The organism is Streptomyces atriruber, assembly GCF_001418325.1.
Classification (GTDB): domain Bacteria; phylum Actinomycetota; class Actinomycetes; order Streptomycetales; family Streptomycetaceae; genus Streptomyces; species Streptomyces atriruber.
In genome coordinates, this window is the sequence record NZ_LIPN01000624.1 from 1 (window position 1) to 2,747 (window position 2,747).

At 74.8% G+C, this 2,747-nt stretch carries 2 protein-coding genes; both read left to right on the forward strand.

The window, feature by feature from the left end:
• Positions 1 to 156 precede the first annotated feature (156 nt).
• Positions 157 to 1,899 carry an FUSC family protein gene (locus AOK03_RS39410; RefSeq protein ID WP_079075261.1) on the forward strand — a complete coding sequence of 581 codons (1,743 nt, stop codon included), beginning with the start codon at positions 157 to 159 and terminating at the stop codon, positions 1,897 to 1,899.
• Positions 1,896 to 2,432: a MarR family winged helix-turn-helix transcriptional regulator gene (locus tag AOK03_RS39415; RefSeq protein WP_055570144.1), complete on the forward strand. Its 537-nt coding sequence runs from the start codon at positions 1,896 to 1,898 to the stop codon at positions 2,430 to 2,432. Before AOK03_RS39410 ends, AOK03_RS39415 begins: the two co-directional genes overlap by 4 nt.
• The last annotated feature ends 315 nt before the right edge of the window (positions 2,433 to 2,747 follow it).

The following is a 2,747-nucleotide window of genomic DNA, read 5'->3' on the forward strand; positions in this document are numbered from 1 at the left end:
GTCCTGTCGGGTCGATGCCCGGGGCCGCGGTGTCGTACGCGAGCGCACGGGGGTGCACGGGGAGCACGGCGCGGGGAGTGCGGGGGCGGGCGCGCCTCCAGCGCCTCTCGCCGACCCAGATCGTTTGCGAGTAAAACACTTGCTAACCTTTTGGGTATGAGCAGTACGCCGCCGTCCCCGCATCCCGAACCCCGCCCCGTCCGCGCACGCAGGCTCCCGCTCGCCGGTGTGCTGCGTCCGGGCAGGCCGTCCGACATCTGGTTCAAGCCCGCGAGCAGCGTGGTCGTCGCGACCGCCCTGCCGAATCTGACGCTGCTCGCCCTCGGGCGGCTCGACCTCGTGATGTACACGATGGCCGGCACGTTCTGCGCCCTGTACACCCACAACCTTCCCTACGCGGCCCGTGCCCGGGCGCTTGCCGGAGTCGTCGCGGGCATGACCGCGAGCATCGCCGTCGCCCTGGTCACCGCCTCGCTCACCAGCTCCGCCGTGGTCCTGGTCGCGGTCGGCGCGCTGCTCGCCGCGGCGCAGAAGACGCTCTGCGACGCCACCCGCGTCGGGCCGCCCGGCCATCTGATCTTCACCTTCATCAGCTCGGCGAGCCTCTTCGCGCCGCAGTCCCTCGGGCAGGTCCCCGGCCACCTCGCGCTCACCCTCGCGGGCGGCGCCGTGGCCTGGCTGGTCGGCATGGCGCCCGCCCTCGTGCGGCCGCACGGACCCGAGCGACGGGCCACCGCGCGGGCCCTGAACGCCGCCGCGGCGTACGCCGACGCCCGCACCGAGGCCGCACGCGACGCCGCCGCCGCGCCCGGCGCCGAGCGGGCCCGCGCCGCCGCGGCCGGAGCCGTGCACGCCGCCTGGCAGTCGCTGCTCGCCACCGGCGCACGGAGCGCGCAGGCCCGGCGCGCCCTTGCCCGACTCGTCGTCCGCGCCGAGGAAGCCGTCGCCGTGCCGGAAGCCGCGGACCCCGACGCGCTGCGCTCCTGGGCGGCCGGGCTGCGCGGCACGAGCGCCGTCCCGCGCCCCCGTGGCGCACACCCCGGCGAGGAGGAGGAACTCCTCGGCGTCGACGCCGAACTCGCCGGACCGAAGGTGCCGCTCCGGCGGCGGCTCGGCCCCGGCTCCCCGCTGCTGCCCGTGGCGCTGCGCACCGCCGTCGGCTGCGCCCTCGCCGGATACGCCTCACTCGCGCTCGGCATCGGCCGCCCCTACTGGGCCCTGGTCACGGCCGCCTCCCTCTACCAGGCCAACGTCACCCTCACCTGGAACCGGGGCGTGCAGCGGGTGGTCGGCAACCTCATCGGAGTGCTCGCCTTCGCCGCCATCGCGCCGTTCGCGCACCTCGGCCACGCCGAGCTGATCGTGTGCTGCCTGGCCCTCGCCTTCGGTGCGGAGGCGCTGATCACCCGCAACTACTGGCTGGGCAGCGTGTGCGTGACGCCGATGGCGCTGCTCGTCACCGAGTTCGCGCGGTTCCAGCAGCCCGGCGAGCTGATCCTCGACCGTGTGGTGGACACTCTCGTGGGCGCCGTGCTCGGCGTGGCGGCCGCGGTCCTCGTCACCAACCGGCGCGCCACCGACCACATGGAGAACGCCATCGCGGCCGCCGAACGGGCCAGGGAGGCCGCCGAGGCGGGCCTCGCCGGGGCGGGCCCGGTCGAACCCGCTCGGCGCCGCCTCGCCGCGACCCTCGTCGAACTGCGGGCCGCCGCGGACGCCGCCGCCGGTGAATGGTGGCAGCGCGCCCTGCCCGAACAGCGGGTGCTCGCCGCGGAACGCGCCGGACACCGTACGCTCGCGGCGACGGTCCGCAGGCTGCACGGCCACGGCGGAGAGAACGGTCAGGTGACGCGGCCCCGCGCGGGAGCCGCCGACGCCTGGGAGGGCGCACGAGCATGACGACGCAGAACGGTCCGGTGGCCGGCCCCGGTGGGGACACCGTGGCCGCGGTGGTGCGGCAGTGGCAGACGGTGCGGCCCGACATCGACACCGGACCCATGGAGGTGATCGGCCGCATCAACCGCTGCGCCGCCCTCCTTCAGCAGGCCGAGGACGCGCCGCTGCGGCGGGCGGGCCTGACCCGCGCCGAGTTCGACCTGCTCGGTGCGTTGCGCCGCACCGGGCACGAGCTGACCCCCGGCGAGCTGGCCCGCGAGACCTTCTCCTCCGGGGCCGCCGTCACCAAGCGGCTCAAGCTGCTGCAGGAGCGGGAACTGGTCGAGCGCCGCGCCGACGCGCGGGACCGCCGGGTCGCGCACGTCGGGCTGACCGGGGCCGGGCGTGACCTCGTCGACGCCATCCTGCCGGAGCAGCTCGCGTACGAGACGGTCGTGCTGTCCGTGCTCGACGGTGCGGGGCAAGGGCAACTCAGCGGACTCCTGGGGGAGTTGCTCGCGCAGCTGGAAGGGCGTCTCGGGGTGCGGAAGGGCTGAGGGGGATCGAGGGGCTCAAGGGCTCTGCGGGCTCTGGGCGGCGAGGGGGCGAAGCCGTGCCGGTGCGCACATTTTGACACGTCCTTGACAAATAGGTGCGGGATCGCGAGCATGCAAAGTGCTCGCACTTCTGCGTAATTCCCTGTGTTGAATGTGCAATTCACGCATGTCTCGCCCCATTCCTCGCAGCCGGCGCGACCGGCGCGCGCCCTGCCTGACACGCCCCGAGCGTCAGGAGGATGCCCCATGCCCCCACGCCCTCGCACAGGTCCCAAGCTGTTCGGCGCCCTCGCCCTCGCACTGGCCGCCGCGCTC